Source organism: Microcystis sp. LEGE 08355 (genome assembly GCF_015207185.1).
GTDB lineage: Bacteria > Cyanobacteriota > Cyanobacteriia > Cyanobacteriales > Microcystaceae > Microcystis > Microcystis panniformis.
In genome coordinates this window covers 1-4,562 of sequence record NZ_JADEXI010000379.1, presented here as the reverse complement: position 1 = coordinate 4,562, position 4,562 = coordinate 1, and the positions used below count along the sequence as shown (strand labels likewise).

At 42.7% G+C, this 4,562-nt stretch carries 6 protein-coding genes; 3 read left to right on the top strand and 3 right to left on the bottom strand.

The annotated features are described in order from the left end of the window. Positions 1–81: 81 nt before the first annotated feature. Positions 82–696 carry a molybdenum cofactor guanylyltransferase gene (locus IQ242_RS17360; protein ID WP_002766048.1) on the top strand — a complete coding sequence of 205 codons (615 nt, stop codon included), beginning with the start codon at positions 82–84 and terminating at the stop codon, positions 694–696. Here the strand turns inward: IQ242_RS17360 and IQ242_RS17355 are convergent. Next, positions 649–1,914 carry a DnaJ domain-containing protein gene (locus IQ242_RS17355; protein ID WP_193960835.1) on the bottom strand — a complete coding sequence of 422 codons (1,266 nt, stop codon included), beginning with the start codon at positions 1,912–1,914 and terminating at the stop codon, positions 649–651. The genes IQ242_RS17360 and IQ242_RS17355 overlap by 48 nt on opposite strands. Positions 1,915–2,019: 105 nt before the next feature. On the opposite strand from IQ242_RS17355, the gene IQ242_RS17350 reads away from it, so the two are divergent. Continuing rightward, positions 2,020–2,571: a transcriptional repressor gene (locus tag IQ242_RS17350; RefSeq protein ID WP_002737956.1), complete on the top strand. Its 552-nt coding sequence runs from the start codon at positions 2,020–2,022 to the stop codon at positions 2,569–2,571. Between the two features lie 4 nt (positions 2,572–2,575). On the opposite strand, the gene IQ242_RS17345 is transcribed toward IQ242_RS17350, so the two are convergent. Beyond that, entirely contained in the window at positions 2,576–2,998 is a 423-nt protein-coding gene (locus tag IQ242_RS17345; RefSeq protein ID WP_002766044.1) for a SufE family protein, read from the bottom strand. A gap of 163 nt (positions 2,999–3,161) precedes the next feature. Between IQ242_RS17345 and IQ242_RS17340 the strand changes: the two genes are divergently transcribed. Then, positions 3,162–3,974, top strand: coding sequence for a Uma2 family endonuclease (locus IQ242_RS17340; protein ID WP_193960834.1), 813 nt, complete (start codon positions 3,162–3,164; stop codon positions 3,972–3,974). Between the two features lie 29 nt (positions 3,975–4,003). Here IQ242_RS17340 and IQ242_RS17335 read toward each other — a convergent pair whose 3' ends face one another. Continuing rightward, positions 4,004–4,231: a DNA-directed RNA polymerase subunit omega gene (locus IQ242_RS17335; protein ID WP_002761217.1), complete on the bottom strand. Its 228-nt coding sequence runs from the start codon at positions 4,229–4,231 to the stop codon at positions 4,004–4,006. Between the last annotated feature and the right edge of the window lie 331 nt (positions 4,232–4,562).

Genomic DNA, 4,562 nt, shown 5'->3' with positions numbered 1-4,562 from the left:
GATAACTGATAACTGATAACTGACTCCACCAACAAACTTTTTCAGCAAACCCTACTTAGGCAGAGGAGAATATGAGTTATTATGAGTGATTTTCCGGCTTTAACGGCGTTAATTCTGGCTGGTGGTCAAAGTTCCCGTATGGGACGAGATAAAGCTTTGTTATCTTTTCAGGGTCTCTCTTTTCTAGAGAATACTTGTTTAATTGCCCAAGATTGTGCGGTGCAAGTGTCTGTGATTACGCCTTGGCCGGAACGTTATGAACTGATCATTCCCCAATACTGCCGGATAATTAAGGAACCGCTTCCCACTAGGGGGCCTTTATTGGCCTTTGCCTTGGCATTAACTTTTGTATCAACCGATTGGGTTTTATTACTCCCTTGCGATTTACCTTTACTAACGCCACCAATTATTCAAGAATGGTCAAGATTATTAGCCACTGTACCAGAAAATGCCGTGGCTTTGGTTCCCCGGTGCGGGAATCGTTGGGAACCTCTCTGTGCTTTTTATCATCGTCGTTGTTTAGCATCTTTGCAGACTTATATTCAGCAAGGGGGAACTTCTTTTCAAAAATGGTTAAATGTCGCTGTGGTGGAGGAATTAATTATCGATAATTCCGAGATTTTATTTAACTGTAATACTCCGGAAGATTTAGAGATAATAATAAACTCCCCAGATATTAACCGTAAGAAAACCTAGCACAAAAGGGAGTAAAAGTAAAGAGATCGGCGAAGAAATATTGGATAAATGGCGATAACCATAGTAGAGCATTCCGGTTAGATAACCGCCCGTTACACCGATAATTGCGCCAATAATATCGCCATTTATGGACAAATAGGAAGTGAGCAAAATGACGAGGGAAAAGGGCAAAACTATTAGGCCAGCTAAAAATATATCGCCAGTAAAACTACCATATTTATTACTTAATTTTCTGCCAAACCAACTAGATAAAGTCAGAATAATAAAAGGAAATACTGCCCAGCCTAATAACAGCAAAAACTCAGATTTAACTGTCCAGTTTTGCCAAGTAAAAGCGATAAAAAAACTGCTGATGATTGCTGCTAATGCACCTGTAGCCAAAGCCTGATTACGGTTAAGCTTTAAAAAAGACTCTGCTAGACCGGTCTTGGGTTTGAGCAAAGATGAGCCAGATATTTTCAGCAAATTAAAAACAATAAAAAGAGTTTTTGACCACTTGATTGATTGCGGTTGTCGATAACTTTTATGAGCATCTCTTAACTTATTGGCAATGGCATGATAGCGGCGAAAATTTCCCTGTTGCTTAAATTTCTTGGCTGCTATTTGAAAATCTTTTCGTGCTGCTGGCAGTTCCGAGAGTTCCTCTAGAGCTAATCCTCTGTGATAATAGAATTGGGGGTTATTGGGGTCAATGGCGATTGCTTTGCCATAAGCTTCTAGGGAGGATTGGGTGTAACCGAGTCGTTGACGGGATAAACCGAGGTAATAGTAAGCTTGGGAACAATCGGGTTTTAACTGCAAAACTTGCCGACAATCGCTTAAAACTTGCCGATCCTGCTGATTATGGTAGTAAACTTCCGCCCGTTGCAGATAGGCCTGCCAAAATTGCGGATTAATTGCGATCGCTTGCTGGTAAAATGCGATCGCTAATTGATAATTTCTCTCTTGAGCGTAGTGCCATCCCTGTTGATAAAAATCCTCGGCACTGGGGTTAAAAGTGGGTATTTCTGGGGATAAACTGCGATCATAATCTTTTCTTTTGTCTTTATCGCTCAAAACCCGATAAGCTTGTTCAATTTCCCGAAATTTTGTCACTGCTTCTGGATCATTGGGATTATAATCGGGGTGATATTGCCGGGCCAGACGACGAAAAGCGGCTTTTATCTGATTATTACTGGCATTACGGGGAATTTGCAGGATTTCATAGTAATTTTTCATACTCGAATGCGGGGGGAATTTTCAACTACTTAAAATTGTTGCCAATGGCTCGCCGAAACGACTATCATTGTCAATTAAATAGCTTTTATTGAGAGTTGATCGCTTATGTCTGCCTACACTGCTTCCTCCCTGAAAGCGGAACTCAACGCGCGGGGGTGGCGCTTAACTCCCCAGCGAGAGAAAATTCTGCACGTTTTCCAGAATTTACCGAAAGGCAATCATCTCAGCGCCGAAGAATTGCAGGAATTGCTGGACAAAAGGGGGGAAGGAATTAGTTTATCGACAATTTACCGCAGTGTTAAACTGATGTCGCGGATGGGAATTTTGCGGGAGTTGGAATTGGCCGAGGGTCATAAACACTACGAACTCAATCAACCCTATCCCCACCACCATCATCATTTGGTCTGTATTCAGTGTAATAAAACCATCGAATTTAACAATGATTCCATTCTCAAACACAGTCTCAAACAGTGTGAGAAAGAGGGTTTTCAGTTAATTGACTGTCAGTTAACGGTGATGGCCATCTGTCCAGAAGCTTTGCGGATGGGTTGGCCGTCGGGAATACCGAGTAATTGGGGTTGTACCCGTTCGCTGGTGGATACTCGTTTCCAAAACTGCGAGATTCCCGAATCAAAGGAACCGGAACCAGAAAACTAGACATCTAAGCGGACATTCCCAACTGAAAACCGAGAGCTTTTTTCTGCATTAATTGGAAAATATTATAAAATCCGTTGGCGCGGGAAGGGGTAAGACTGACTTTTAAACCGGTTTCTTCGATAAAATCCGGGGTGACTTGCAGGATTTCCGAGGGAGTCAGTCCATTTAACCCCTCGATTAACAAAGCAACTAAACCTTTGACTAATTGTGCGTCGGAATCCCCTTTGTACCAAACTTGGCCATTTTCGATGTCGGCAGTGATATAAACTTGGGATACACAGCCGTGGACTTTATTAGTGGGTATTTTGGCAGATTCTGGTATTGGTTCTAGTTTTTTAGCAAAAGCTAGTAATTGTTCGTATTTTTGCTTAGGATCGGTACGACGTTTGAGGCGTTCGACGATGCGATCAAGATTAGACGGGAGCATATTGCAAGTTAAAATAGGAAAAAATTAGCCAATAGCTTTTTTATATTAGCATTCTTGCGGAAGTTGAGTGCTGTGGTTATCGGTGCCAGGACTGCCTTGGTCAGAGCGTCTGGAGGCTATCTGCTAGAATTGGCATCAATCAAACACCACGCTTGCACGAGCTATGGTTAACCTTTCCTACAATAAAAATCGCCTTCTTCCCACTGCCGAAGAATTGCCCTGTTCTGACGAAACACCCGTGGATAACCAGTTACAGAACGACATTCCCAATCTATTACTTAGTTTATTAGCATTTATTTGGATGGGGCGGGATGATTGGTATTTTGGTGTCGATATGGGAGTTTATTACAATCCCGACGAACCGGCGATCGTACCCGATGGATTTTTGGCAGTGGGAGTCAAACACGATACCGGCGAAAGGGGAAGATTAAGCTATGTTCTCTGGGAAGAAGCTTATATTATGCCCATATTGGCCCTGGAAGTGATTTCTGAGAAATATAATGGGGAATATGAGGGAAAGTTAGCGGATTATCAAACCCTAGGCATTCTCTATTACGCCATTTACAATCCCTTGAGCGGTAGAAGGGGAAGGTTTAAAAATAGAGAGAGATTAGAGGTTTATAAGCTTATAGCGGGGAAATACGAGCTTTTAGAGCCTGAAAATAATCGGGTATGGTTGCCAGAAATCGGGTTAGCCTTGGGATATGAGCAGGGAGAACATATCGCTTGGGTGCGAGAATGGCTGTATTGGTATGATCAATCGGGAAATCGCTATTTAACCGCAGAGGAAAGGGCGAGGGCAGCTGCGCTGATCGCCCAGCAAGAGCGTTTGAATGCCCAACAAGAACGTTTAGCCAAACAGGAAGCAGAAGCGATCGCCGAGCAAGAACGTTTCGCCAAACAGGAAGCGGAAGAAAAAGCCCAACGACTAGCGGAAAGACTAAGAGAGCTGGGTATCAACCCCGATGAAATGTAGGGGTGGGGTTCCTCGGCAATTTTAGGGGATTAATCGCGTAATAATTCCGGTTCGGTTAATTCGTCGGTCATTTCCATCAGGGCCCGTTGGACGGGTTTAATCATCGGGTCGTCGATATTTTCTACGGTATCGTAGCGGACGCGCTTAGCCCGTCTAGCGACTTGCACGACGATCGAGTAACGATTGCTGGCCGCATTCATCAGTTTATCGGTGAGATAAATCATCTCGGAGGAGTCGAATTTAAACCGTTTGGACATAGTTATATTTAGCCTTCTCTGGTGAATTTGGCACTTGTCACTGATAATAGGTTAGTGATCAGTTTTATTACTCAATCCACCTTACCACATTTTGTCCACCCTAAGGATAGGGTTATCCTTGATCTCGATCGGATTTTGTCAACTACTTTTTACAAAACTTAAATCAATTTTATACAAGTTTAAAAATATACAAATAAAGAGTTGAGAGAATTACAGAGAATGATTGATCCTATAATAATGGGAAAATCCTCAGAGTGAGGAACTCGCATGAAACCAGCATCCCTGATTCAACTAACCGATAGTCTGAAAGCCCTTTATATCAAAACTGCCC